The 23,830-nt window shown below is 63.8% G+C and carries 22 protein-coding genes; 9 read left to right on the forward strand and 13 right to left on the reverse strand.

Translation table 11 applies throughout. The features are described from left to right. Together lptG and lptF are read right to left on the reverse strand one after the other, a co-directional pair. The gene (lptG, locus tag NH8B_RS08370; RefSeq protein ID WP_014086893.1) at positions 1 to 1,077 is read right to left on the reverse strand and encodes an LPS export ABC transporter permease LptG; all 1,077 of its coding nucleotides are present in this window, start codon (positions 1,075 to 1,077) and stop codon (positions 1 to 3) included. 3 nt (positions 1,078 to 1,080) lie between these two features. Beyond that, positions 1,081 to 2,181, reverse strand: a complete 1,101-nt coding sequence (gene lptF, locus NH8B_RS08375) for an LPS export ABC transporter permease LptF (protein ID WP_014086894.1) — start codon at positions 2,179 to 2,181, stop codon at positions 1,081 to 1,083. A gap of 191 nt (positions 2,182 to 2,372) precedes the next feature. On the opposite strand from lptF, the gene NH8B_RS08380 reads away from it, so the two are divergent. The 5 genes from NH8B_RS08380 to NH8B_RS08400 all read left to right on the forward strand — a co-directional run bounded on the left by NH8B_RS08380 (position 2,373) and on the right by NH8B_RS08400 (position 7,379). Next, the gene (locus tag NH8B_RS08380) at positions 2,373 to 3,935 is read left to right on the forward strand and encodes a leucyl aminopeptidase (RefSeq protein WP_014086895.1); all 1,563 of its coding nucleotides are present in this window, start codon (positions 2,373 to 2,375) and stop codon (positions 3,933 to 3,935) included. After that, on the forward strand, positions 3,922 to 4,344 hold the full coding sequence (locus tag NH8B_RS08385; protein WP_014086896.1) for a DNA polymerase III subunit chi: 423 nt from the start codon (positions 3,922 to 3,924) through the stop codon (positions 4,342 to 4,344). Before NH8B_RS08380 ends, NH8B_RS08385 begins: the two co-directional genes overlap by 14 nt. A gap of 1 nt (position 4,345) precedes the next feature. Then, the gene (locus NH8B_RS08390; RefSeq protein WP_014086897.1) at positions 4,346 to 6,190 is read left to right on the forward strand and encodes a hypothetical protein; all 1,845 of its coding nucleotides are present in this window, start codon (positions 4,346 to 4,348) and stop codon (positions 6,188 to 6,190) included. Continuing rightward, positions 6,190 to 6,750: a cob(I)yrinic acid a,c-diamide adenosyltransferase gene (locus NH8B_RS08395; RefSeq protein WP_014086898.1), complete on the forward strand. Its 561-nt coding sequence runs from the start codon at positions 6,190 to 6,192 to the stop codon at positions 6,748 to 6,750. Before NH8B_RS08390 ends, NH8B_RS08395 begins: the two co-directional genes overlap by 1 nt. A 62-nt stretch (positions 6,751 to 6,812) precedes the next feature. Beyond that, complete coding sequence (locus NH8B_RS08400) at positions 6,813 to 7,379, forward strand: thermonuclease family protein (RefSeq protein ID WP_041703406.1); 567 nt, start codon at positions 6,813 to 6,815, stop codon at positions 7,377 to 7,379. A 39-nt stretch (positions 7,380 to 7,418) separates the two neighbouring features. Here the strand turns inward: NH8B_RS08400 and NH8B_RS08405 are convergent, their stop codons facing one another. From NH8B_RS08405 to trxB, 5 genes are all read right to left on the reverse strand, one after another. Continuing rightward, complete coding sequence (locus NH8B_RS08405) at positions 7,419 to 8,231, reverse strand: alpha/beta hydrolase (RefSeq protein WP_014086900.1); 813 nt, start codon at positions 8,229 to 8,231, stop codon at positions 7,419 to 7,421. After that, positions 8,228 to 9,631 (reverse strand): PhoH family protein, encoded by a 1,404-nt coding sequence (locus NH8B_RS08410; protein ID WP_014086901.1) that lies wholly within the window; start codon positions 9,629 to 9,631, stop codon positions 8,228 to 8,230. Before NH8B_RS08410 ends, NH8B_RS08405 begins: the two co-directional genes overlap by 4 nt. A gap of 55 nt (positions 9,632 to 9,686) precedes the next feature. Further along, positions 9,687 to 10,139, reverse strand: a complete 453-nt coding sequence (locus NH8B_RS08415; RefSeq protein ID WP_014086902.1) for a peroxiredoxin — start codon at positions 10,137 to 10,139, stop codon at positions 9,687 to 9,689. A gap of 85 nt (positions 10,140 to 10,224) precedes the next feature. Continuing rightward, entirely contained in the window at positions 10,225 to 10,788 is a 564-nt protein-coding gene (locus NH8B_RS08420) for a Smr/MutS family protein (protein ID WP_232503549.1), read from the reverse strand. A 60-nt stretch (positions 10,789 to 10,848) separates the two neighbouring features. Beyond that, positions 10,849 to 11,802, reverse strand: a complete 954-nt coding sequence (gene trxB, locus NH8B_RS08425; protein ID WP_014086904.1) for a thioredoxin-disulfide reductase — start codon at positions 11,800 to 11,802, stop codon at positions 10,849 to 10,851. Positions 11,803 to 11,915: 113 nt separating this feature from the next. Here trxB and NH8B_RS08430 point away from each other — a divergent pair, with 113 nt between their 5' ends. Together NH8B_RS08430 and NH8B_RS08435 are read left to right on the forward strand one after the other, a co-directional pair. Then, positions 11,916 to 12,104, forward strand: coding sequence for a hypothetical protein (locus tag NH8B_RS08430; RefSeq protein WP_008953933.1), 189 nt, complete (start codon positions 11,916 to 11,918; stop codon positions 12,102 to 12,104). A gap of 44 nt (positions 12,105 to 12,148) precedes the next feature. Further along, positions 12,149 to 12,781: a tetratricopeptide repeat protein gene (locus NH8B_RS08435; RefSeq protein ID WP_014086905.1), complete on the forward strand. Its 633-nt coding sequence runs from the start codon at positions 12,149 to 12,151 to the stop codon at positions 12,779 to 12,781. 84 nt (positions 12,782 to 12,865) lie between these two features. Here NH8B_RS08435 and NH8B_RS08440 read toward each other — a convergent pair whose 3' ends face one another. The 6 genes from NH8B_RS08440 to glnE form a co-directional block, all read right to left on the reverse strand. After that, entirely contained in the window at positions 12,866 to 13,330 is a 465-nt protein-coding gene (locus NH8B_RS08440) for a hypothetical protein (RefSeq protein WP_014086906.1), read from the reverse strand. A gap of 114 nt (positions 13,331 to 13,444) precedes the next feature. Further along, positions 13,445 to 14,044, reverse strand: a complete 600-nt coding sequence (locus tag NH8B_RS08445) for a TetR/AcrR family transcriptional regulator (RefSeq protein ID WP_008953936.1) — start codon at positions 14,042 to 14,044, stop codon at positions 13,445 to 13,447. Positions 14,045 to 14,062: 18 nt separating this feature from the next. Then, complete coding sequence (gene waaF, locus NH8B_RS08450; protein ID WP_008953937.1) at positions 14,063 to 15,103, reverse strand: lipopolysaccharide heptosyltransferase II; 1,041 nt, start codon at positions 15,101 to 15,103, stop codon at positions 14,063 to 14,065. A 60-nt stretch (positions 15,104 to 15,163) separates the two neighbouring features. Next, positions 15,164 to 15,367 (reverse strand): zinc-finger domain-containing protein, encoded by a 204-nt coding sequence (locus NH8B_RS08455; RefSeq protein WP_008953938.1) that lies wholly within the window; start codon positions 15,365 to 15,367, stop codon positions 15,164 to 15,166. Between the two features lie 46 nt (positions 15,368 to 15,413). Beyond that, positions 15,414 to 16,340 carry a branched-chain amino acid transaminase gene (locus tag NH8B_RS08460; RefSeq protein WP_008953939.1) on the reverse strand — a complete coding sequence of 309 codons (927 nt, stop codon included), beginning with the start codon at positions 16,338 to 16,340 and terminating at the stop codon, positions 15,414 to 15,416. A 101-nt stretch (positions 16,341 to 16,441) separates the two neighbouring features. Beyond that, positions 16,442 to 19,114, reverse strand: coding sequence for a bifunctional [glutamate--ammonia ligase]-adenylyl-L-tyrosine phosphorylase/[glutamate--ammonia-ligase] adenylyltransferase (gene glnE, locus NH8B_RS08465; protein ID WP_014086908.1), 2,673 nt, complete (start codon positions 19,112 to 19,114; stop codon positions 16,442 to 16,444). 77 nt (positions 19,115 to 19,191) lie between these two features. On the opposite strand from glnE, the gene NH8B_RS08470 reads away from it, so the two are divergent. Further along, a complete protein-coding gene (locus NH8B_RS08470) occupies positions 19,192 to 23,016 on the forward strand; it encodes a YhdP family protein (RefSeq protein WP_014086909.1) in 3,825 nt (1,274 codons plus the stop codon). A 2-nt stretch (positions 23,017 to 23,018) separates the two neighbouring features. Then, positions 23,019 to 23,828 carry a carbon-nitrogen hydrolase family protein gene (locus NH8B_RS08475; RefSeq protein ID WP_014086910.1) on the forward strand — a complete coding sequence of 270 codons (810 nt, stop codon included), beginning with the start codon at positions 23,019 to 23,021 and terminating at the stop codon, positions 23,826 to 23,828. Positions 23,829 to 23,830: the final 2 nt, after the last annotated feature.

Here is a 23,830-nt window from a genome sequence, read left to right on the forward strand (position 1 = left end):
TCAGCGCCTTTCTTGTCGCACGGTGATGGTAATGCCCGCCAGCAGGAACAACAGGGTGGGGAGCGTGGCCGCAAACATGGCATTCCAGTCGTAGAGCAGGCCCAGGTGCGCAAACAGCCGGTTGACGAAGTGGAAGGCGACCCCCAGGCAGATGCCGACGAACAGCCTTATCCCCAGTTGGGCATGACGGCGTTGGCGCGGCGTGAAGGCGAGAGCCACCAGGGCCATGGAGATGCAGGCCAGCGGATAGAAAAATTTGCTCCACAAGGCAATTTCGTAGCGTTGGGTTTTCTGCTCATTGCTGCGCAAGTGTTCGATGTAGGTCGTCAGGTCCATGGCCGACATCTGCTCGGGGACCACCAGCAGCACGTCGAGGATCGACGGTTCGATCACCGAATGCCAATCCAGGGTGTTGAGTTGGCGTGTGGTCGTCGCCTTGTCGCCCAGCGTGGTTTCCTTGACCTTTTCGAGTCGCCACACGTGCTGTGGCCGCTGATAGGTGCCGCGCTCGGCAAAACGGGTTTGCACCAGGCGGTAGTCCTTGTCGTAGGTGTAGATACGAACCCCGAGCAGGGTGTTGTCCGGCAGCATTTCGCCCACGTTGATGAAATTCTGGTCATCCTTGACCCAGATGCCCGAGTGGAACTCCTGGGTGACCATCGACTTGGTCGCCGATAGTTTCATGCGCTCCGCCTGCTTTTCAGAGAACGGGGCGCCGAATTCGCCCAGCAGGCCGGTGATCACGGCAAAGCCGATGCCGAAACGCAACAGCACGCCCGCGACCTGGGCGAGGGTGACGCCACTGGTGCGGATGATGGTGTATTCGCTGCTGGTGGCGAGCTGGGTCATGGCGACCATGCCGCCGATCAGCACCACGAGGGGCATCAGCTCGTAGGCGTGCCCCGGCATCAGGAGCGCAATGTAGAGCAGCATCTGCGGCACGCCATAGCTGCCGTGTCCCAAGTCGGGGACTTCTTTGATGACGTCGAAGAAGGCGTACAGTGCGAGCAGGGCTGCCAGTGCATACAACGTGGCCACGGTCAGCTGGGTGGTGATGTAGCGGTAAATCAGTTTCATGGATCAGGATTTCCGGATGAGCTGGCCCAGGAAGCGACCCGGTGAACTGGCCGGGCGGTTGCGGTACGTCAGCATGCCGAGTGCTACCAGCAACATCAGCATATGGGGGGCCAGCATCGCATAGGCGCTCAGGCGATCTTGCAGCACCCAGTTACGGCATAGGGTTAGGGCATTTTGGTAAACGAAGTAAGCCAGCAGGGCCAGCAGAAGGTTGTAGGTGTGGCCGCTGCGCGGATTGAAATAAGACAAGGGAATGGCGAGTAGCGCCAGGACGACCGTGCTGATGGGCATGGACAGCCGCCAGCCGAGTTCGGCCTTGTCGCCGGCCTTGTCGCTCAGGGCCAGCGCGGCGGAGGTCATGGTCTGGCGCGAGTTGCCTGAGGGAATAAACTGGGGCTGGTCATTGATGACCACGCTGTAGCGGGCAAATTCGGCGACTTCATAGTCCGCCTCGCCCGGATTGCCGACATAGCGCCGGCCGTTTTCCAGCACCAGAAGCCGCTCGCCCTGCTCGTTGGTCACGATTCGGCCGGATTTGGCGAAAATACTGGCCACCTTACCCTTGCTCATGTCCTGCATGAAGATGTTGGCGGCGGAGCCGTTCTTTCCGGAGAAATTCTCGACGAAATAGACGCGACGGGAGGAGTGGGACTCCTTGAAAATGCCGGGGGATATGGCCGAAACATCTTCGTGTTGTTTGAGGATTTCGGCGTATTCGTGGCTGCGCTGCTCAGCCCAGGGGCCGATCAGTAGCGATGAAATGCCGACCAGAATGGCCAAGGGGACGGCAAAACGCAGCACCGGCTTGACCCAGTCCTTGAGCGACACACCCGAGGCCAGCCAGACGGCCATTTCATGATCCCGCCAGAGTCGGGTCAACACCACCAGGACACTGATGAATACGGTGAGAATCAACAGCAGGGGAAACAAGCCGAGTGTCCAGAACCCGATCAGGGCCGCTACCGCCTCGTTGGCGATGCGCCCCTCGGCGGCACGGCCGAGCAGATTGATGGTCTGGGTAGTGACCAGGATGGCCAGCAGGACCACGAACACGCTGACCGCAGTAAAAGTCAATTCACGGGTCAGGCTTTTTTGAAAAACCATTGAGCAGGGCCTTTTTGACTTTTTATGTTAAGCGTAGAGATAATTTGAATGAATTTTCAGAGGTGCCTGTTTGGCAGATTCTGGAGTGGGAGACTATCTGTTTGCGGTCAATGCCTCTATTCTTGGGCGTAACCGGCTGACACACGGTTGGAACAGGCATAATTGACGCACATAATCCATGAGAGTTCACGATGGAATTTAACATAAAAAGCGGTAGCCCGGAAAAACAGCGGGTCGCCTGCGTTATCGTCGGCGTGTTCGAGTCGCGCAAGCTGACCTTCGCTGCGGACCTGCTCGATCGTATTTCCAACGGTTTCATCAGCGATGTGATCCGCCGCGGAGACATGGAGGGGAAGTTGGGCTCCACCCTCATCCTGCATGCGGTGCCGCACACCCTGTGCGACCGGGTGATGCTGGTCGGCTTGGGCAAGGAGCGTGATTTCCGCGCCAAGGAATATCGCGAGGCGATCCGCAGCTCGGTTCGGGCCCTGACGCAGACGTCGGCCAATGAGGCTGTGAGCTATCTGACCGAACTGACGGTCAAGAAGCATGATGCGGAGTGGATGATCGAACAGGCGACGGTCGTGACGCTCGACACCCTGTATCGTTTCGACCGCTTCAAGACCAAGTCCGAAGACGGTCCGCGCGAGCCGCGCAAGCTCACCCTCGCGGTGCCGCGTCGCAGCGACCTGGCCGACGGCGAAAAAGGCCTGCAGCGCGGCCTGGCCATCGGCAACGGGATGAATTTCGCCAAGGACCTGGGCAACCTGCCGGGTAACGTATGCACGCCGGATTATCTCGCCCGGCAGGCGGAGGAAATGGCCCGCCAGTTCTCGGTCAAGGCGGATATCTATGCTCCCGACGCCATCGAGGCGCTAGGCTTGACCTCCTTCCTGTCGGTGGCCAAGGGCAGCGAGGAAGAGGCCCGTCTGATCGTGCTGTCCTACCAGGGCGGCAAGACGGACGATAAGCCGATTGTGCTGGTCGGCAAGGGCATTACATTCGATTCAGGCGGCATTTCGCTCAAGCAAAGCGAAGGCATGGACGAGATGAAGTACGACATGTGCGGCGCGGCGACCGTGCTGGGCGCATTCCGCTCCGCTGTCGAAATGCAGCTGCCGCTGAACCTGATCGCCATCGTTCCCACCTGCGAAAACATGCCGTCGGGCAAGGCCAACAAACCGGGTGACATCGTGACGACCATGTCCGGTCAGACCGTCGAGATTCTCAATACCGACGCCGAAGGCCGACTGATCCTGTGCGATGCCCTGACTTTTGCCGAACGCTTCAATCCGGCACTGGTCATCGACGTCGCCACGCTGACCGGCGCCTGCATCATCGCCTTGGGCAACGTCGCCAGTGGCCTCTACAGCAACCAGGATTCCCTGGCGCGCGAACTGCTGGCGGCGGGCGAAGAAGTCGGCGATCGCGCCTGGCATTTGCCGCTGTGGGACGAGTATCAGGAGGCGATCAAGAGCCCGTTCGCCGACATGGTCAATACCGGTGGGCGCCCGGCCGGCAGCATTACCGCGGCATGTTTCCTGTCACGCTTTGCCAAGTCCTTCGATTGGGCCCACATGGATATTGCCGGAACCGCATGGAAGAGCGGCAAGGACAAGGGGGCTACCGGCCGTCCCGTGCCGCTGTTGGTTCAGTTCCTGCAGGACCGAGCCGATATCGCCGTCGGTAACGTGGTGCGTCGCGGCCGGCCACGGCGCGAATCTCACGATTTGGTTGACGATGCCGCGGATTGACTTTTACACCAACGTCGCCGACCCCCAGGCTTTTGCTTGCCGGCTTGCCCAAACGGTATTCCGCAAGGGCGAGCGTTTGCTGGTGTGGTTGGCCGACGAAGGGCAATTGGCCGGCTTCAGCGCCCGCTTGTGGAGCATCGCGGATACCCAGTTCGTGCCGCATTGTGAGCTGGCGGCTGGCGAAGCTCCGGAAACGCCAATCTGGCTCACGACGCGCTTGCCAGCCGAGTTGGAGCACCCGGTTCTGTTGAATCTGGGGCCGGAGTTGCCGGCACACCCCGAGCACTTTGCCCGTATTCTGGAAATTGTCGGTTGCGACGAGGCGTCGTTGGCGACAGCGCGCGAGCGCTTTCGGTTCTACCGCGCGGCAGCCTACGAGATCGAACATCACGATATGAGTCACCTCTGAGATGAATCCCTCGCAAAACGCATCGCTCCCCGCTGGTCTGGAACTCCCGGTGTTGACCGACGTAGTCGAAGAAGCTGCGCCGCCCGTCCTGGCGGAAGAGCCTCCCTTCGAGCTGCCAGACTTCGACTTCTCCGGCGAACTGGATGCGATGGCGACTGCCATGCCGGATGCCGCCGCCATCGAGCTGGAGATTCCTGAGTTACCCCTCGACGATGTGCTGGATCTGGGTCCGATGCCCGCGGGTAACGAGCCGGTAGTGGATTTTTCGAACCTGCCGTCGCTGGATCTCGACGTGGCCGCCTTGGACGAGCTGGCGCTGGGCGACGTCCTGCCCGAGTTGCAGAAGGCTGCGCCGGTGCCGCCGGAGAGTGAAGCGGCTCCGGCAGGCGATCTGGGGGCGGGCGTCTTTAATTTTGTGCTGACGCCGGCGGTGGAGAAACACCCCACGACGGTCTCTGTAGAGCCTGCGCCACTGCATGACAGCGCGTTCGATATCCCCGAGCTGACCATGGAATGGTCGGAGCCGGTGGCAACTCCAGACGTGCAGTCCGAGAACGCTACCGTGGCCTCCGTGCCGGATTCGGTTGGTTTGGCGCGTCCGGTTTCGATTCCGTGGCCGACAGAAGACGCCCCGGAAGCCGCTGGCGCCATCGTGCCAACGGCAGATCAAGACCAGGGCAGGGGGCCAGATGGCGTGTCTGGTGACGGGCAAGTTGAACCGGACGTTGTCGCCGCAGCTGAGCCGGTGGTGGATCCGTTCACGTCCTGGGCTGAAAATGTCGAGGTGGAGCCGACCCCTCTCATGGATGTGGCTACCGAGCCGGTTTTGGCTCAGCAGCGTATCGATATCGACAGCTTGCCGACTGGCGTGCTGGGCGGTGGGGTCGGTCCCGAGCCGTCTTCTTCGTGGGCTGTGACGTACGCTCCGTCCGGGGAGGGAGACGAATTGGCCGGCGTTCCGGCCTTGCCGGAGTTGGATGTCTCATTCGTGGAAACCACCGAGGTGCACAACCTCCCGGCAGAAGAGCCTCCCTCGCCGTCGGCCGGCGTTGCCGAGTCGCCTACGGAAGTTGATGGCAATGCGTGGCTCGAGCAATTCGTCAACGGCGAATTGACCGAGCTTTCGGCGGCGGCAAACGAGACCGAGGAAGTTCAGCCTTCGGTTCACGAGGAAGTCGTGCTGGATCTACCGCATGGGATTGGTTTGGCGGAAGCGGCGGCCGGGCTGGACAGTGTGGCTGTTGATCTGCCTGTGTTGGAAGAGGAAGAACCGTCAATCCTTGCGTCGGAGCTTGACGAGCTACAGCCTGAAGCAGGCGGTGAGCCTGAGCTGGGGACCTCCGCCATGTCGCCCGACCGGGCCGCCATGTTGGATCACGTTGTTCCTGCCGATGGGGACTTGAAGGACGGTGCTGCCGGCGTCACGACGGCTGAGGTTGAAGCCTCCTTCATGCCTGAGGCCAACAGCAGCGCAGCAGCCGTGCCGTCACCCGTGCAGCTGCCGGATTCCGAGGCGATGCCTGACGCGGTGGCTCCGTTGCTGGAGAGGCCTGAACCGATTGTCGGTGCGGATACAGTGGTGGAGAAGAGCCCAGAACCCTCCTGTGCCGTGGTAGATGAGCAGGCCTTGATTGATTCACTGACGCAGAAGATTCTGCCGCGGATGAAAGTCGAGCTGTCGCTGTGGTTGCAGGATGCACTGGAAATGCAGGCGCGGCAGATGCTGGCCGGCGTCATGCACCAGTTGAAAGAGGACTACGAGATGCTGTTCAACGAAACGCTGCGTGAGAGCCTGCGTCAGGCCATTAGCGAAATTGGCCGTGACGAACGGGACGGTAAGTCGTGATGGTGCATCGGCTGTCACGTATCGTCACCCGCACCGGTGACGATGGAACGACCGGCCTGGGTGACGGTAGCCGGGTTGACAAGGATGCCACTCGCATCTCCGCCATGGGCGATGTCGACGAGTTGAACAGTGTGATCGGCGTACTGTTGGCCGAAGCGCTGCCGTCTGAGGTGGCGCTCTGGCTAAGCGAGGTGCAGCACGTGCTGTTCGACCTCGGCTCGGAATTGGCCGTGCCCGGCTACAAGGCGCTGCAGCCGGCCCAGGTACTGGCGCTGGAGGGCAAGGTGACAGAGATGAACGCCGAGTTGCCGATGCTCAAGGAGTTCATCCTTCCTGGCGGTTTGCGTTCTGCCGCGCTGGCTCACCAGGCCCGTTCAGTCTGCCGTCGCGCGGAACGGACGGTGGTAGCGCTGGCTCGTGAGGAGGAGGTCTCGAAAACGGCCCGGCAGTATCTCAATCGCTTGTCTGACGCCCTGTTTGTGCTGGCGCGGCATCTCAACCGTGTGGAGGGCCGCCCTGACGTGTTGTGGCAGCCACGCCGGCATGAGAGCGATCGCTGATTGTCGATATGGAGTGGAACGGCCGCAAGGCCGTTTTTGTTTTGTGAAGGGTGCATGTGCAGATGAAAGTGAATCAGCGGCAACTCGGTGCCGTCATGACGCTGTTCTCCGGGGCCTCCACGGCTAAAAAGCTGATCGCAGGCGTCACGCTGCTCTTGGCTGTTGGTGCCTATTTTGCCCAGGCGGATAACGGAGAAATCAGCGGAGTTGTCGTTGGGGTGGCCGATGGCGACACCATCACCGTGCTGGATGCGGCGCAACAGCAGCACAAGATCCGGTTTGCCTTCATCGATGCACCCGAGAAGGCTCAGCCGTATGGGCAGCGAGCCAAGCAGCTACTGGCTGCCCGCGTTTATCGCCAGGTGGTGAAGGTGGACGTGGTGGAAAAAGACCGTTATGGCCGGATCGTGGGGCGTGTCTGGCAAGGGACGATCGACGTCAATCTGGCTCAGCTCAAGGACGGTTATGCTTGGCATTACCGCTATTACGCCAGCAAGAACCAGTCTGCCGAGGATTTCTCCCGCTACGAGGCGGCCGAACGGCAGGCGCGCGGCCAACGCCTGGGGCTGTGGGAAGGGAGCGCCCCACAAGCGCCATGGGAGTTCCGGCGCAGTAAACGCGGCAACTGAGGCCGCTTCGGCCAACCTTGGTGTCAATTGGGGGCAGGTTTAGGCTTCAGGTTGCGGCCAGTGCTGGTCGAGCCATTCCAGTATGCGATTGCCAACCTGGGGCCAGTGGGCGTCCAGCATCATCATGTGGCCGATGCTTGGCAGAATCTCGGCGGTGCAGTTGAGCCGGGAGGCGGTGGCGACCACGTCGGCAGCCGAGATCAGCTTGTCGTCGGCGGCACCCAGCACCAGCGCCGTAACCGGCGGCAACGGGCGAATGAACAGCGGGTTGACCAGGGTCATGTCCATGATGGCGCGCTGGCTTTCCTGCTGGGCTTGCCTGGCCATCAGGGCGATGACCTCGTTGCTGGCGGCAGGAGAAAACAACATGTCCCGCAACTCGCGCCAGTCCGGTTGGTGCATGCCGTTCTGATACAGATTCAACGCAAGGAACTGCGATGGCGCCTGGCTCAGCAAACGGAGGCTGGAGCCGGCGAGCCCGTGCGGCGGCACCGAGGCCAGGAAGACGGCGCCCGGCAGGGTGTGCAGAGCAAGGTATTGCTGCAGTACGAAGCCCCCCATCGAGTGGCCGATGACGATCGGGGTGTGGCCGATCTGGCGAATCACCGCCGACAGATTGCGCACATAGTCGTCGATGCTGATGCCGGACAGGTAGTTGCGTCCGCTGCTGTCGCCGTGTCCCTCCAGGCTGGGTGCCCAGCAATCGTAGCCTTGCTCGGCGAACCAGGGCAGGAAATGCTCCTGCCAGCACCAGGCTGCGGAGAACGCCCCATGCAGGAACAAAAGGGGCGGCGCGTTTCGCGCCACCCCTTTTGCCGCCTCGTGCATGACTTCGAGACGGGGGTGCGTCATAGCACTTCGGCAGCGAAATCGGCCAGTCTCGAACGCTCGCCACGCTGCAGCGTGATATGGCCCGAGTGCGCCCACCCCTTGAAGCGGTCGACGACGTAGGTCAGTCCGGAACTGCCTTCGGTCAGGTAGGGCGTATCGATCTGCGAGATATTGCCGAGGCAGACCACCTTGGTGCCGGGGCCGGCGCGGGTGATCAGCGTCTTCATCTGCTTGGGCGTGAGGTTCTGCGCCTCGTCGATGATCAGGTACTTGTTGAGGAAGGTGCGGCCGCGCATGAAATTGAGGCTCTTCACCTTGATGCGCGAGCGGATCAGGTCGCGGGTGGCGGCACGGCCCCAGTCTCCGCCGTCGTCGTCGCTCTTGTTGAGCACGTCGAGGTTGTCTTCCAGCGCCCCCATCCAGGGCGTCATCTTTTCTTCCTCGGTGCCGGGCAGGAAGCCGATGTCCTCGCCGACCGGCACCGTCACCCGGGTCATGATGATTTCCGAGTAGAGTTTCTGTTCCAGTGTCATGGCGAGTCCCGCCGCCAGCGTCAACAGGGTCTTGCCGGTGCCCGCCTGGCCCAGCAGGGTGATGAAGTCGATATCCGGGTTCATCAGCAGGTTGAGGGCGAAGTTCTGCTCACGGTTGCGCGCCACGATGCCCCAGACGTTGTTCTTCTGATGGCTGAAGTCCTTGAGCGTCTCGAGGAAGGCGGTCTTGCCCTCGATCTTGGTGACCATGGCCAGCAACGGCTGCTCGCCGGATTGCCAGAGCAACTGGTTGACGTGCATGTCGGGCACGTCCGGCCCCTTGATCTGGTAGTAGCGTCGGTCATGCTCCTGCCACGAGCGCAGGTCTTCGCTGTTGCGATCCCAGAAACTGGCATCGATCTCGCGCGATCCGGTATACAGCAGGTCGGTGTCTTCCAGCACCTTGTCGTTGAAGTAGTCTTCCGCATCCAGTGCCAGCGCACGCGCCTTGATGCGCATGTTGATGTCTTTGGACACCAGGATGACGGGGCGTTCAGGATGCAGTTCCTTGAGCGCCATGACGATGCCGAGGATCTGGTTATCGGCTTTGCCGACCGGCAGCGAGGTGGGCAACACGCTGTAAATGGCCTGGGTCTGCAGGATCAGCTTGCCGGAGGCGGCATCCTTGCTGGGCCCGGCCAGCGAGATACCGGCGTCGATGCGAGCTTCGGTGCTGCTGACGATCTCGTTCAGGAAGCGGCTGGCCTGGCGGGCGTTGCGCGCCACTTCGGACATGCCGGTCTTGTGATTGTCGAGCTCTTCGAGGGTGATGATGGGGATGAAAATATCATGCTCTTCGAAGCGGAAGAGGCAGGTCGGGTCGTGCAGCAGTACATTCGTGTCCAGCACAAACAGCTTGGCGATTCTGCTTTTCCTGTGGCTTGTCATGATGAGTCCCCTTGTCTGCGCAGTGCCCGGCCGGGGATGCCGGGCAGGGCTGCGCTCAAAGCGTCTTGACGAACGCCAGCACTTCTTCGGCGTGGCCTGGCACCTTCACGCCACGCCATTCCCGCGCCACGTTACCCTGCGCGTCGACGACGAAAGTGCTGCGCTCGATCCCCCTTACTTGTTTGCCATACATGTTCTTCATCTTGATGACAGCGAAACGGTTGCAGACGACTTCTTCCTGGTCGGCCAGCAATTCGAAGGGTAGTTCGAGTTTGGTCTTGAAGTTTTCGTGGGACTTCAGGCTGTCGCGCGAGATGCCGACCACCTCGGCACCGGCTGCGCTGAATTCCGTGTAGAGGTCGCGGAAGGCCATCGATTCGTTGGTGCAGCCAGGGGTGTTGTCCTTGGGGTAGAAATAGATGACCAGCGGTTTGCCGGCTTCGGCCAACGTGAACGTTTTGCCGGAAGTGGCCGGCAGGGTGAAGTCGGGGCAGCGTTCGCCTTGCATGCGTAGCTCCTGGGTAGGGTGGTAATGACATGGGCCCGCCCTTTTCTTGAAGACTAGCGGAAACCCATGACGCTGGGAAGAGGGGTTATTTGTTCGGTGAGGAAGGGCGGCGCAACAGCACCATCAAGGCGCCGCTGCCACCCTGGCGTTCGTCCGCCTCGCAGAAGGCCAGTACCTCGGGGTGGTGTTTGAGCCAGTTGCGCACCATGCGCTTGAGTACCGGTTCGCCTTGCGAGCCGAAGCCCTTGCCGTGGATGATGCGCACGCATTGCCCACGTGAGCCAGCGCGGTGCAGGAACAGCGTCAGGGTGTCCTGGGCCTGGTAGCGATCGAGTCCGTGCAGGTCGAGTTCGGCGACAACGGGCCAGTGTCCCGCGCGCAGGCGTTTGAGCGTGGCTGCGGGCATGCCGTTTCGGGCGAAGTTGCGCTCGAGTTCGGCCGGCTCGAACCAGCCGACGGCATGCGCCAGCAGCGCCGCTTCCAACTCCGGGGGGAGTTGGCCATATCGATCCGACTGACGCGGGCGCGGGCTGGGTTTGGGGCTGTACGGCGGGATACGGTTGCCGTCCTTCACCGGGCGGACGTCACTGAACAGTGCACGAAAGTCCGGCTCCGGCTCGGGAGGCTTGACCGGAGTCAAAACAGGCAAGGCGGCTTGCCTTGCCTGTTTGCGAAACCCCTTCAGCTGTTCCTTGAAGGGCTTCAAGGCTTACTTGCCGTCCAGGAAGCGCTCGGCATCGAGGGCCGCCTGGCAACCCGAGGCGGCGCTGGTGACGGCCTGGCGGTAGATGTGGTCCTGCACGTCGCCTGCGGCGAATACGCCCGGCACGCTGGTGGCGGTGGCATTGCCTTCACGGCCGCCCTTGGTGATGATGTAGCCGGTGCTGTCCATTTCCAGCTGGCCCTTGAAGATATCGGTATTCGGCTTGTGGCCGATAGCGATAAAGACCCCGGTCAGGGCGATGTCACGGGTCGAGCCATCGGTGGTGCTCTTCAGGCGTGCGCCGGTCACGCCGGAGTCGTCGCCCAGCACCTCGTCCAGTGTCTGGTTCAGGGCCAGCGTGATCTTGCCTTCCTCGACTTTGTGCATGAGGTGGTCAACCAGGATTTTCTCGGCACGGAAGCTGTCGCGACGGTGCACCAGGGTCACGTGCTTGGCGATATTGGCGAGGTACAGGGCCTCTTCCACGGCGGTGTTGCCGCCACCGATCACCGCCACATCCTGATTGCGGTAGAAGAAACCGTCGCAGGTGGCGCAAGCCGACACACCTTTGCCCATGAAGGCCTCTTCCGAGGCCAGGCCCAGGTACTGGGCGGAGGCGCCGGTGGCGATGATCAGGGCGTCGCACGTATATTCGCCGGCGTCACCGACCAGGCGGATCGGCTTTTCCTGCAGGTGGGTGGTGTGGATATGGTCGAAGATCATCTCGGTGCCGAAACGCTCCGCGTGCTGCTGGAAGCGCACCATCAGCTCGGGGCCCTGCACGCCGTCGGCATCCGCCGGCCAGTTGTCCACGTCGGTGGTGGTCATCAGCTGGCCGCCCTGTGCCAGGCCGGTAATCATCACCGGCTTGAGGTTGGCGCGTGCGGCATAGACTGCAGCGGTGTAGCCGGCCGGGCCAGAACCAAGGATGAGAAGAGGGCTGTGGCGAGTCGTGCTCATGGAGATGTTCCTGTTCTTGGGGTGTAGATCAGTATTTTAACAAGTTATGACTGACAGAACCGCTGCTGGAGGTTACAGTCAAAATAGTAGCAAGCAATGTGGGAGATGTGGGCATGGACCCGATTAGTCAAGCCGGTTCGGTGGACGTTGCTACGACGCTGCAAGTGTACTCCTTGAACAAGGCCAGAGAGGTGGTGTCGGATACCGTGCTCTCCTTGGTCGAGGGCGCGGTGACCGCTTCCGAGCAGGTGGCATCGGTCAATCCTCCTCATCTGGGTCAGAATGTCGATGTCACCGCCTGAGCGGCCAGCGGCGGCTGTAACTTCTTCCGATGAAGGAGGATGCCGTGCGTTACCTGATGCTGACGTGTTTGTTCGGCCTGAGTCTCTTCGCGCTGGCAGAAGAAAAGCCGGCGATACCGGGTTGGTCCTCCTATCAGGGGGGGGATTATTCTACCGCCCGGAAGCTGTTCGAGGAGGGGGCTCGCGCAGGTGAGCCGGTGGCTGAGTTCAATCTCGCCATGATGTACTGGCACGGGCAGGGGGTTTCGGCCAACCGAGACAAGTCGCTTGAGCTGCTGCGTAAATCTGCCGGCCATGGTTTGTCGCGGGCGCAGTACGCGATGGGGCTGTTGTACGAGAACGGCGACGGTGTGCCTCGCTCCCAGCCGGAAGCAACTCGCTGGTTCGACTTGGCGGCGCGACAAGGCTACCGTGATGCCCAGGTCAGCCTGGGCACCCAGTATTACCTGGGGCGCGGCGTGATGCAGGATTACCTGCAGGCGGCCAAGTGGTACAAGGCGGCCGCCGAGCAAGGCGATGTCGGCGCGCAGTATCTGCTGGCCAGCCTGTACGAGCACGGCGACGGGGTGGCGCAGAACTTGCGCGAGGCGATTCGCTGGTATGTGGCAGCAGCGCGGCAGGGGGATGTGGCCGCCTCGCTCAAAGCGCGTGAACTGGCGCGGCGCTTGGCAGAGTGAATGGCGCGGTGTGGGAACGAATACGACGAAGGCCCGGCACGGAGGATGTGCCGGGCCTTCTCCTTTTGTGGCGCTGCCGCGCGGTCAGGCGGAAAGGGAAATCCGGCGCGGGCTGGAATCATTGCCTGTGTCGAGCAGCGCCTGGTGCGCCTGATACTGGGTGACGGCCAGTTGAGCCGTGGCGTTCAATTGTCCGGCAGTGTCCGTCTGGGTTGGCCGGGAAGGTGGTGCCGACTCAGGGTTGTCGGCGTAGGCGGTTGCTGCGGCCGATGCCTTTCTGGTACTCGTCGCCGTGGCGTCGGGTGCGGCGCTGTCGGCCTCGGTGCCGGTGGCCTGGCTCACCGTCAGCTGGCGGCTGAGCTCGCTCTCGACCTGGGCGATGCTCTCGCTGCGGCGCGGCACGGTGATGCCGACCGCCGACGCGAGGGGGCTGGAGTCGACCGAGGTGTCGGGTGTCGACTCGGGAAGCGGGTCGCGATCAGTGCGGTAAACCGCGCTTGGAGCAACGGTGGTGTAGCCAATGCTGGCTGTGCTGCCTGCGATGTTCATGTGCGGACCTGCTGCCGAAAGGCGTGATGCTGATATTCTAGCCCAGCTTGCGAATCATGCTGCAGTAATGATCGCCTGCCTGGGTGGAAAAACGACATGGCCCGTGTAATCCGGTTACTTCGATTGTTCAATCAAGACCAGATCCAGCATACGGTCAGCCAGCTTGTCCACGGACAGTTCGCCATCCTTGCGGTACCACTGGACGGACCAGTGCAGGCTGCCTAGCAGGGTGCGACGCAGCAGGCGCGTATCCGGCTTGATCAGTCCTGCCGCCGCTGCCTCGTCCAGCACGGCTTGCCACAACGCCTCGTAACGGTCGCGCAGCAGGATCAACCCCGGCTTGGCGGCCTCGGAGACGCTGCGCCACTCGTACAGCATGACTTCCAGCGCCGCCTGATTGTCGCCGAGCAGCGAGTTCAGGTGAACGTGGAACAGCGCGGACAATTTCTCGCGCGTCGATCCGGCCTTGGCGATGGCCCGCTCCAATTGCTCGGTGGTGCTGCTGATGCCCAGTGCCATTACGGCAACCAGGATTTCTTCCTTGGTGCGAAAGTGGTAGAACAAGCTGCCCGACTGCAAGCCAACCGCGTTGCCGAGGTCGCGCACCGTGGTGCGCTCGTAACCCTGGTCGCGGAACAATTTGGCGGCGGCCCGAACCAGTTCCATCCGGCGGCTGTTTTCTTCCAGTGGCGTATTCTTTTCCAGCGTGGTCATGTCTTGGTCAGTGTCCGGTTACGTTTCATCGGCCTTATCCGTCAGCGGCGGCACAAACTGGACGACGGCTTTCCAGGGAATGTCGGGGACGAGTTTTTCGAGGCAGTCGGTATGCCCGTAGGGGCATTGGCGTTCGAAACAGGGGCTGCATTCCAGATTCAGCGTGGCGATGGCCGAGCGCGATGTCAACGGTGGCGTGAAATCCGGGCTGGAGGAGCCATACAGGGCGACCAGCGGTACGTCCAGCGCGGCCGCAACGTGCATCAGGCCGGAGTCGTTGCAGACGGCGACACTGGCCAGGCTGAGCAGGTCGATCGCCTCGTCGAGGCCCGTCTTGCCGCAGAGGTTGATGGCCGTATGCCCCGACAGGGCGGCAATCTCGTCGCCGATCTCCTTGTCCTTGGGGGAGCCGAACAGCCACACCTGATAGCCGGCCCGGGTGAAGCGCTGGGCCAGTTCGGCAAAGTGCCGGCTCGGCCAGCGCTTGGCCGGGCCATATTCCGCCCCGGGGCAGAAGGCGGCAACCGGTTTTTGGGTATCGAGTTGCAGGCGGGCGAGGGCGGTTTGTCTGCCGGTTGCGCTGCTGGCGAGTCGTGGGTGCGGGATCGGGCGCACCACCGGTTGGTCTTTGTCCTCGGCCAGGGCGCAAAAGCGCTCGACCATCATCGGCAGCGCCGTTTCGTCCAGCTCGCGCGCGTCGTTGAGCAGCCAGTAGCGCGACTCGCCGAGGAAGCCAGTGCGGCGCGGGATGCCGGCAAACATCGGCACCAGTGCCGATTTGATCGAATTGGGCAGGACGATGGCCTGGTCGAAACGCTCGCGGGCGAGCATGCGGCCCACTTGCCAGCGGTCGCGCAGGCGCAGCTGGCCATGGCCGAACGGATTGAGGTGGGCCTTGTGGACCTCGGGCATGCGCGCCAGCAAGGGGAGTGTCCAGCTGGGGGCGAAGACGTGCAGTTCCAGGTCCGGATGGCGTTCGTGCAGGCGCCGGTACAGTGGCTGGGCCATGACGCCGTCACCCACCCAGGACGGGGCGATCACCAGGATTTTTTTCATCATCGATACAAAGCAAAAAGGTGCGGCAGCGAGCCGCACCTTCTGTCGTGTCCTCGCGGCGGATTAGTGGTGGTGCCCGCTCACCGGGCCAACCAGCTTGTAGCGGGTGCCGCAATACGGGCACAGCGCTTCACCGGTCTTGTGCACCGGCAGGAAGACACGCGGGTGGGCATTCCACTTCACCATGTCCGGCATCGGGCAGTGCAGCGGCAGGTCCTTCTCGGTGACTTCGATCACGCGTTGGGTATTTTCTTTCAGTGCGGTCATGCTTGCTTCCTTGCAGGCCGGCCACGGTAAGGGCCGGCCGGGACGTTCATTGTTCGATGTAGGTCAGCCATTCTTCGTGCGCCGGGTCGAGGCCCTTGACGCAGTCGAAGTAGCGCTTCTGGATTTCCGTGGTGATCGGGCCGCGTGTGCCGCTGCCGATGGCGCGGTTGTCCAGCTCGCGGATCGGCGTTACTTCGGCGGCGGTGCCGGTAAAGAAGGCTTCGTCGGCGCTGTAGACTTCGTCGCGGGTGATGCGCTTCTCGACCAGCTCCAGGCCCATCTCGCCGGCGATCTGCACCACGGTATCGCGGGTGATGCCTTCCAGCGCCGAGGTCAGGTCCGGGGTGTACAGCTTGCCCTTGCGTACGATGAAGATGTTTTCACCGGAGCCCTCGGCCACGTAGCCTTCGACGTCGAGCAGCAGCGCCTCGTCGTAGCCGTCGCGGGTGGCTTCGGTGTTGGCGAGGATGGAGTTCATGTAGTTGCCGTTGGCCTTGGCCTTGCACATCGTGATGTTGACGTGGTGGCGGGTGAAGGACGAGGTCTTGACGCGAATGCCGCGCTCCAGGCCTTCTTCGCCGAGGTAGGCGCCCCACGGCCAGGCGGCCACGATTACGTGCACGTCGCCTACCGGCGGCGCCACGCCCAGCTTGCCCGAGCCGTAGAAGGCCATCGGGCGGAAGTAGCAGGATTTGAGACGGTTGGCGCGCACCACTTCGACGTGGGCGGCGTTGATCTCTTCCTTGGTGAACGGCAGCTTGATGTCGAGGATGTGGGCCGAGCGGAACAGACGGTCGGTGTGGTCCTGCAGACGGAAGATGGCCGGGCCTTTCGGGGTTTCATAGGCACGCACGCCTTCGAACACGCCCATGCCGTAGTGCAGGGTGTGAGTCAGTACGTGGGTGGTGGCGTCACGCCAGTCGACCAGTTTGCCGTCGTACCAGATGAAGCCGTCGCGGTCAGCCATGGACATCGTGTTTCTCCGTCTGAAAAGTATTGTGCGGCAGATTATACCGTCGTCGCCCCGCTTGTGAACCGGCCGGGACGAAAAACAGCCACGGGCCGGTTTCCGGGCTAGCCGCCCAGCACGGCTTGCCACAAGGCTTGGGCCTGGTGGTAGAAATGCCGCAACTTGTCGTTTACCTCGATCCTGTTGCCGTCGTTGAGGCGGGCGGCGTGCTGCAGGCGACGATAGTGGCGGTAGGCTTCGCGCGCGGCGGCGGCCAGTCCGGCATCGATCAGGCCAGCATCGGCCGCCACGCCCAGGAGCGCGATGTTGCCGGCGTTGCGGGTCAGGGTCGGCAGTTCGTGGGCATGGGCCAGGATCAGGTATTGCACCAGGAACTCGATGTCGATGATGCCGCCGCGGGCGTGCTTGACGTCGTCTTCCCGTGCCGGGTGCGATTCGAGCATGCGTTGGCGCATGGCCAGCACGTCCTCGCGCAGCACGGCAGGATCGCGGTGCAGGGTGAGGACGTCGTGGCGGATGGCCTCGAAGCGTTCGCCGATGGCGGCATCGCCGGCGACGAAGCGGGCCCGGGTCATGGCCTGGTGCTCCCACACCCAGGCGTCGTGGTGCTGGTATTTCTCGAAGGCTTCCAGCGAGCTGACCAAGAGGCCGCTGGAGCCGTTCGGGCGCAGGCGCAGGTCGATGTCGTACAGGAGGCCAGCCGAGGTGACGCTGGTGAGCCAGGTCGACATCTTACGCGTCAGGCGCGAATAGAGGTCGGCGGCGTCGGGGTGGGGGTCGTCGTGCAGGAAGATGATGTCGAGGTCCGAGGCATAGCCCAGCTCTTTGCCGCCCAGTTTGCCGTAGCCGATGATGGCAAAGCGCGGGACGTTGCGGTGTCGTGTCGGCATTTCCAGCCAGGCGTGGCGCAGGGTGGCCTCGAGCACGGTATCGGCCAGCCGGGAGAGCTCGTCGGACAGGGCCTCGACGGTCCACATGCCGGCCAGGTCCTGTGCCACCAGGCGGAAGGTCTGGGTGTGCTTGAAGTGGCGCAGCGCGTCCATCTTGCCCTCGGTGTCGCCAGGGTTGGCCGAAAGCTGCTCTTCCAGCTGCGCGGCCAGTTGCGGCCAGTCCGGGGTGGCGTAGAGCACGCGGGCGTCCAGCAGTTCGTCGAGCAGGATGGGATGGCGGGTCAGGTAATTCGACACCCAGGAGCTGCTGGCGTAGAGCGAGGCCAGGCGCTGCAGCGTCTGCGGGTATTCGGTCAGGAGCGCCAGATAGGAGGCACGGCGGCTGATTGTTTCCAGCAGGGTGATGATGCGGGCGAGCGTGACGTCGGGGTGCGGCAGTGCTGCCGCGACCTCGATCAGCGGCGGGATCAGCGCGTCGAATTTCTTGCGGTTGGCGAGCGGCATCTGCTGGTAGCGTTGGCTCGCTGCCAGGCTCTTCAGCTGCTGGGCGACGCTGTTGCCGTCCTGGTACCCCAGGCGGGCGAGTTGCTCCGGGATGCTGTCGTCGTCGCCGATGTCGCACCACAGCGGCGTCAACGGGTGGGCGACGGCGTTTTCGGTCGGCAGGAAGAAGACCTGTTCGAAGTGGCGGGTGATGTGGCGGCGATGGATGTTGAGGGCGTCCATGAACGCCTGCCAGTCGGCAAAGCCCATGCTGCCGGCGATCTTGGCGCGATTTTCCGCCGAGGAGGGCAGCGTCTGGGTTTGCTGGTCGTCCAGGTATTGCAGGCGGTGTTCGAGGTTGCGCAGGAACACGTAGCCTTCCATGATCTCGTGCACCGCGTCGGGCTCGAGCAGGCGCATCTCGGCCAGGCGGGCGAGGGTTTCACGGGTGCTCTTGAGCTGCAGACCCTTCTCCCGGCCGCCCCGGATCAGTTGGAACACCTGGGCGATGAACTCGGCTTCGCGGATGCCGCCCGGCCCGAGCTTGATGTTGTCGGCCATGTCGCGCCGTGCCACTTCTCGGCGGATTTGCACGTGCAGTTCGCGCATCGCGCCGTAGGCGTTGTAGTCGAGGTACTTTCGGTAGACAAAGGGGCGCACCAGTTCGGCCAGGCCGTCGGTATCACCGGTGAGCGCCTTGGCCTTGATCCACGCGTAGCGTTCCCATTCGCGCCCTTGCGACAGCAGGTAGTTTTCCAGGGCGGCGAAGCTCATCGCCAGCGGGCCGGAGTCGCCGTAGGGGCGCAGGCGCATGTCGACGCGGAACACCTGGCCATCGGGGGTCTGGTCGTTGATGAAGCGGATGATCTGTTTGCCGAGCTGGGTGAAGTACTCGATGTTGCTGATGCGGCGCCCGCCGTTGGTCTCGCCGTTTTCCGGGTAGATGAAGATCAGGTCGATGTCCGAGGAGACATTGAGCTCGCCGCCGCCCAGCTTGCCCATGCCGATGACGATCAGCTCCTGGACCTGGCCGCTTTCCTCGCCGATCGGTTGGCCATAATGGGAGAGCGCGGCGTGGGCGACGACCAGCGAGCGCTGCACGGCGAATTCGGCCAGCTCGCTGATGGTGCCGACCACTTCGTCGAGCCCGGCCAGCCCGCCCAGGTCGCGGCTGATCAGGCGCGCCATGACGGCCTGGCGCAGCTGCCGCAACCGTGACATGAAGAGCTCGGGAGCCAGGGATGTGGCCCAGTCGGTAAACTCCTCCATTTCCTGCCGGTCAAACGGCCTATGCAGCCGGGCGGTGAGGCGCTCGCGCTGCTCGGGGTGCGCATCGAGCAGGCGACGCAGGTAAAGCGAAAAGTTGCAGCTGCTGTCGATGGTGGGGACGGGGTTTGCTGGCATAATGGCTCCGCTTCTGATCGTTCGGTCCGGTCATTTTTCACATTGTGTAATGGTTCTCTTTCTTGGAAAAGCGTCGATTGTCTTTTCGCCGGCTGCCGGTGGTCGCGTCCCTCAAATTTGTGCTGCGCTGGGGCGGGGTGCTGCTGGCCGGCGGTAGCGTAGTGCTGGCGGCAGCCTTCGCCGCGTTCACTTTCTGGTTTTTGCCTAACCTCGAGCAATATCGCGCCGAACTGGCGTCGCTGCTGTCCCGCCAGACCGGGCGGGTGGTGACGATCCGGCAACTGCAAGGGCAGTGGGCCGGCGTGGCGCCGCAGCTCGACCTCTACGGCGTCACCATGGCCAATCCGCGCGATGGCGCGGCGCTCAGCTTCGAACGCGTCAGCCTGACGCCGGCATGGCGCAGCCTGCTGGTGTGGTCTCCCCGCTTTGCGCATATCGTGGTCGACGGACCGGTGGTCGACCTGTCGCGCGGGCGTGACGGCGTGATCTATCTGAACGGTTTCGATATCTCTTCGGGTGGCGCGGGGCGGGCTGGCGACGGCAGCGCCGCCAACTGGTGGCTCAACCAGCCTTCGCTGGTGATCAACAACGCGCGGCTGTCGTGGCAGGACGACCTGCTTGGCTTGCCGCGCTTCCGGCTCGACAAGGGGCAGGCCGAATTCAGCAGCGGCTTGTTCGGCCACGACTTGAAAATCACCGGCCAGCCTTCGGCCGCGCTCGGGCGAGCCATCGCGCTGTCGGCACAGTGGCGCGGTGATGACGTGCGCACATGGAAGGAATGGCAGGGCGAGCTGAGGGTCGACTGGCAGGGGGTCAAGGTGAGCCCCTGGTCGCGCTACCTGAAGCAGTGGGGCGGGGTGCGTTCCGGCGAGGGCGACGGCGTGTTCCAGGTGGCCTTCAGCCAGGGCCGCATTGACCGGCTCAAGGCCAATGTCGCCCTCAAGAACGCAGCCTACGCGCCGACCGATGCCGGCGAGCTCAACGTTCCCAAGCTGGGCGGCCAACTGGAGGTGGTGCGGGATGGCGGCAAGTACCAGATCGAGGCACGTGATCTGACCCTGGCCAGCGCGACGGGGCTGGCTTTCGATCACTCGCGCGTCTCGGGGTTCTGGGCCGAGGATGGCGGCGACTTGAAACTGGACAACGCGTCGCTGACGCATCTGACGCCGCTGATCCACGCCGTCGGTGCGGACAAATCGCCCTTGTTTGGCAAATTCACGCCCTCCGGCCAGTTGCACGATGTCAGCGTCAGCTGGCAGGGCCGGCTCGAGGCGCCGGTCAAATACAGCGTGGCGAGCGGATTCCAGCAACTGGCCTGGGCCGAGACCGGGCCCGTTCCCGGGGTGGCCGGGGTGACCGGCCAGATTCGCTTCGATCAGGCCGGCGGCCGCCTGCAACTCGATGCCGGGGCTTCGTCACTGCAGCTGTCGCGGGTGTTTCCGCAGCCGATCGGTTTCGAGCATCTGAAAGCCGATGTGGAATGGGCACGGGTGGCCGGCGGTGTCGACGTCGCCTTCCGGCAGCTGAATTTCGGCAATCGCGACCTGCAGGGTTGGCTGTCCGGGCTGTACCGCTATACCGGCCACGGGGCGGGGCAGGTCGATCTCAAGGCCGGTATCGACCGGGTGCGGGCCGTGCGTGTGCCCGACTACCTGCCGTATGCCGCCGGGGCCGACACCATCCGCTGGCTGCGTGCCGCGCTAAAGGACGGCGAGGCGCGCAAGGTGACGCTGCAGCTCAAGGGCAATCTGGACGATTTCCCCTTCAAGGGCGGGCGCAACGGCGAGTTCCTGGTGGAAGCCCAGGTCGAGCATGGCCAGCTTGAGTACCAGCCAGGTTGGCCGAAGCTCGACGACATCGAGGCCTTGCTGCGCTTCCACAATGAAAAGATGGAGATCGTGTCGCCGCGCGCCACGACGCTGGGCGTGCCGCTGCGCGACGTGAGGGTCGGCATCGCCGATCTCGGCGCCGCCGCACCGGTGCTCGACATCAAGGGCCGGGCGCAGGGCGAGCTCGCCAAGCTGCTGGCGTTCACCACGCACAGCCCGGTCGACGGCTGGCTGGGTGGTTTTACCGGGCAGATTCAGGCGGCCGGGCCGGCACGGCTCGACCTCACCATTGCGGTGCCCCTGTCCGCCGCGCAGACGAGCCGGGTGACCGGGGACCTGTCGTTCGTCGACAACCGGCTGGTCTTCACGCACTGGCCGATTCCCGTCGCCGAGGGCGTGCGCGGCGTGCTGCGCTTTACCGAGAAGGGCGTGTCGAGTAACGGCCTCAGGATGACTGCGCTGGGCGGCCCGTTCACCCTGCGGGCGGCGACCGATCCCGGCGGCCGGATGACGTTCCGCATGGACGGGGAGGCCGACTCGGGGCAGGTGTTGCAGGGGTACGTGCCGTTCCTGGCGCCGTACGCCGCCGGCCGTTCCCGCTACAGCGTCAATTTCCAGGTGGGCAAGGGGCTGGAAGGCCTGAACGTGCGCTCGGACCTGGCCGGCACCGCCATCACCGCGCCGGCCCCGGCCAGCAAGGCGGCGGGCGAGGCGTGGCCGCTGGCGGTGGAGGTGCTGCCTGTCAAGGCGCCGGCGAGCGGCTGGCAGGTTGGGTTCAGCGTTGACAGCAAACGTGCTGGCGGTCGGCTGCGGCTGACCGAGGATGGCGCCCTCAGCGCGGCGCTGGTGGCAGTGGGGCGCCCGGTGACCGACCCGCCGGCCCCAGGCCTGACGCTGCGTGTGGCGCAGCCGGTGATCGCGCTGAAACCATGGCAAACCCTGCTCAAGAGCCGGGGCGTCGGCTCGGGTGGCGGGGCGGTCGACTGGCCGTGGCGGATCGAGCTCGATACCGGGCGGCTCGAGGTGGGGGCACGCCAGTTCTCCGGGGTCTCGGCGCGGCTCGCGCGCCTGCCGGGGCAGGCCTTCTGGCACATGAATTTCGGCTCGGACCAGTTGGTTACCGAGGCCGATTACTACCCGCAGGGGCAGGGCCGGCTCAAGGCCAAGATCGCCCGTCTGGCCTTGCCGCTGCCGGCCAGCGCCTCGCAGGTGCTGGCGCCGGCGGCTCAGGGCGAAGACGAGAGCTTGCCGGAGCTGGACGTCGAGGTGGGCAATCTGCTCTATAGTGGCAGAAGCGTCGGCAAGCTCGAGCTGCATGCGGTGCAGTCCGGCAAGGATTGGCTCCTCGACCGCTTCGTGCTGCGTTCCGACAGTGGTCTGCTGCAGGGGGCGGCGCGTGCCAGCGACGGTGTCACACCGCGGGTGGACGTCGACTTCAAGCTGGAATCCGCCAACCTGGGCGAATTGCTGGGGCGCTTCGGTTACGGCGACACCTTCCGCAAGGGCGAGGGGACGCTGGGCGGCAAGCTGCATTGGCCTGGCGGGCTGACCGATTACGAATTGCCGCGTGTATCGGGCGAGATGACGGTCGACTTCCGCAACGGGCGCTTTGCCAAGGTGAATCCGGGGGCGGCGCGTCTGCTCGGCGTGATCAGCCTGCAATCGCTGCCGCGCCGCATCCGCCTCGATTTCACCGACATGTTCAGCGACGGCTTTGCCTTTGATTCGCTGACCGGGCGGGCCGCCATCAGCAACGGCGTGTTCACGTCCGACAACGTGGCGATGAGCGGCCCGTCCGCCGCCGTCGGCATCAAGGGGCGTGTCGACCTGAACAACGAAACCCAGGATATCCGGGTGCGGGTCGAGCCGCGCTTGTCGGAGAGCGTGGCGCTGGCGACCGGCGCGGCCTTGCTGAACCCGCTGGCCGGGGTGGCGGCGCTGGCGGCGCAAAAACTGCTGCAGGACCCCGTGGGCAAGATTTTCTCGGTAGACTACGAGGTAAAGGGGTCGCTCGCCGACCCGGTGGTCAACAAGGTCGGTACGGTAAGGTCCGATCAGGAAAAGACAAAATAGCCATGAAGCAAAAATTTACCGCCGCCGCCGTACAGATGGTGTCGGGGACCGATGTTTCGGCCAACCTTGAGACGGCGGCGCGTCTGGTTGCCGAGGCGGCCGGGCAGGGCGCCCGGCTGGTGGTGCTGCCCGAATACTTCTGCTTGATGGGCGAGCAGGACAGCGACAAGGTGGCGCAGCGCGAAGCGTTCGGCGCCGGCCCGATCCAGGCTGCGCTCGCCGCTATGGCGCGCCGTCACGGCATCTGGCTGGTGGGCGGTACCGTGCCGCTGGAGTGCCCGGAGCCTGACCGGGTGTTTAACAGCACCCTGACCTACAACCCGCAGGGCGAGGTGGTGGCGCGTTACGACAAGATCCACCTGTTCGGGTTTACCGGCACGGGTGAGAGCTACTGCGAATCCAACACCATTCGTCCCGGCACCGAGCCGGTCAAGGCGGCCACGCCGCTGGCCGACATCGCCTACAGTATCTGCTACGACCTGCGCTTCCCCGAGCTTTACCGCGGCCTGTCGCCGGTCGACGTGATCGTGCTGCCGGCCGCCTTCACCGCCACCACCGGCGAGGCGCACTGGGAGCCCCTGATCCGCTCGCGCGCCATCGAGAACCAGTGCTACCTGATCGCCTCGGCGCAGGGCGGCACCCACCAGAACGGCCGCAAGACGCACGGCCAGTCGATGATCGTCGACCCCTGGGGCCGCATTCTGGCCCAGCAAGACAAGGGCGAGGGTGTGGTGCTCGCCGAGATCGACCCTTCCGTTATCCAGTCGGTACGCAGCCGCCTTCCGGCGCTGGCGCACCGCGTACTGCCGTGAAA

Source organism: Pseudogulbenkiania sp. NH8B, from assembly GCF_000283535.1.
Classification (GTDB): Bacteria; Pseudomonadota; Gammaproteobacteria; order Burkholderiales; family Chromobacteriaceae; genus Pseudogulbenkiania; species Pseudogulbenkiania ferrooxidans.